This window comes from Saccharopolyspora sp. 6M (assembly GCF_020176775.1).
Taxonomy (GTDB): domain Bacteria; phylum Actinomycetota; class Actinomycetes; order Mycobacteriales; family Pseudonocardiaceae; genus Saccharopolyspora_C; species Saccharopolyspora_C gregorii.
On record NZ_JAIUJZ010000338.1, the window covers coordinates 1 to 1,832 of the forward strand.

The following is a 1,832-nucleotide window of genomic DNA, read 5'->3' on the forward strand; positions in this document are numbered from 1 at the left end:
AGGAAGCCCGGGGCGAGCAGACCGCCGCGGCCGAGCGCAGCGCCGAAGCCGCCCGGGCGCATGCCGACCGGCTCGACGCGCAGGCGCAGCGGGTGCGGGACTGGGCGGCGGGCCTGGTGGAACTACCCGTCGACGACCTCGACGCCGCCGCGCGCGCCGGCACCCGCGCCGCGCTGCTGGCGCTGCTGCACCCCGGCTACCTGACCGCCGCGGCCGAGCTGGGGCGTGCGCACGCCGCGGCCACCGCGCGCCGGGACGAGTGCCGGGCCCTGCACGCCGAGCTCACCGCGCGACGCGACCGGGCCGAGGACCCGGCCGAGGACCCGCAGCGCCCCGGTGCCCCGCTGTGGCGGCTGGTGGCGTTCCGCAGCGGCACCACCCCCGGCGTGCAGGCCAAGGTCGAGGCGGCGCTGCACTCGGCGGGCCTGCTCGACGCGTGGGTCGGCCCGGACGGGGTGCTCGACGGCGAGGGCACCCGGCTCGACCCGGCCCGGCTGCGTCCGGTGGACGGGACCTCGCTGGTGGAGGTGCTGCGGCCCGAATCGGGCGGGCCGGTGGACCGGGACCGGATCTGGGCCGTGCTGCACGGGATCGGCTACGGCGCGGCGTCGGTGGACCCGGCCGAGGATCCCGCGGGCGCGGGCAGGCACCGCAGCGCGGAGACCGCCCCGGAAGCGGCGATCGCGCCGGACGGCAGGTGGCGCCTCGCCGGGCTCACCGGCGACGGTTCGGCGCCCGAGGTCGCCCGGATCGGCAGCACCGCCCGCGACCGGGACCGCAAGCGCCGCGACGCCGCGCTGGACGAGCGGATCGAGGAGGTGGCGGCCGAGCTCGCCGAGCTCGACACCGCGGCCGGTGCGCTGGACGCCCGCCGGGACGCGCTGCGCGCCGAGTGGGAGGCCGCGCCCGACGACAGCGCGGTGCGGGACTCCCGCCGGGCCGCCGACGTCGCCGAAGCCGAGGCCGCCGCCCGCGACGGCCTCGCGCACCACCGGGCCGAGCAGGTCGCGGCGGCCGCGGACGCCGCGCGGCGAGCAGGGGACCGGCTCACCGAGCTCGCCGCCGAACTCGGGCGGCCCGCGGACCGGTCCGCGCTGGACGAGCTGGACCGGCGCGTCGCGGCCTGCACCGACTCCGCCGCGGACTGGCTCGACGCCCGGTTCGCCGCCGACGCCGAACGGCGCGCCGCCGACACCGCCGCCGAGGTCGCGCGGCGCTCCCGGGACGTCGCCGCCGAACGGCGCGCCGAAGCGGAGGAGGCCGAGCGGGACGCGCTGCGCCGCGCCGAGCGCGCCGACGCCGTGCGCGCCGCCCTCGGCACCGCGGACCGGCAGGTGCTGGACGAGCTCGCCGAGCTGCGCGCCGGCCTGCACGACGTGGAGCTGCGGCGGGACCGGTCGACCGACCGGCTCGTCGAGGTGGCCGGGCGGCTCGGCGCGCTGGAGCACCGGCGCGCCGCCGACACCGCGCGGCACGAGGCCGCCCGCGCCGCCCGCGACGCCGCGGCCCACCGGTTGCGGAGGCACGCCGCGGCCGGGTTCGCGGTCGACGCCGGGATCGAACTGTCCGAATTGGACGATGACGGTGCGGTGCTCGCCGCGGCCCGCGAGATCAGCGGTGCCTGGGAAGCGCTCCCGCACGGCGCGAAGGACCGCGCCGACGCGCTCGGCAAGCTCGCCGAAGCCGTGCACGGCGGCCGCCACGTGCTCGCGGACCGCGCGGAACTGCGGCTGGAACCCGGCGAGGACGCGCAGCTGTTCGCCGCCACCCTCGACGGCGTGCGCCTCGGCGCCACCGGGCTGCGGGACGCCCTGCGCGCCGAACGCGACCGG

General features: G+C 80.6%; 1 pseudogene. It reads left to right on the top strand.

Annotated features, from left to right (window positions below):
- Window positions 1–1,832: pseudogene (locus tag LCD31_RS28685) on the top strand (hypothetical protein); the annotation flags it as partial.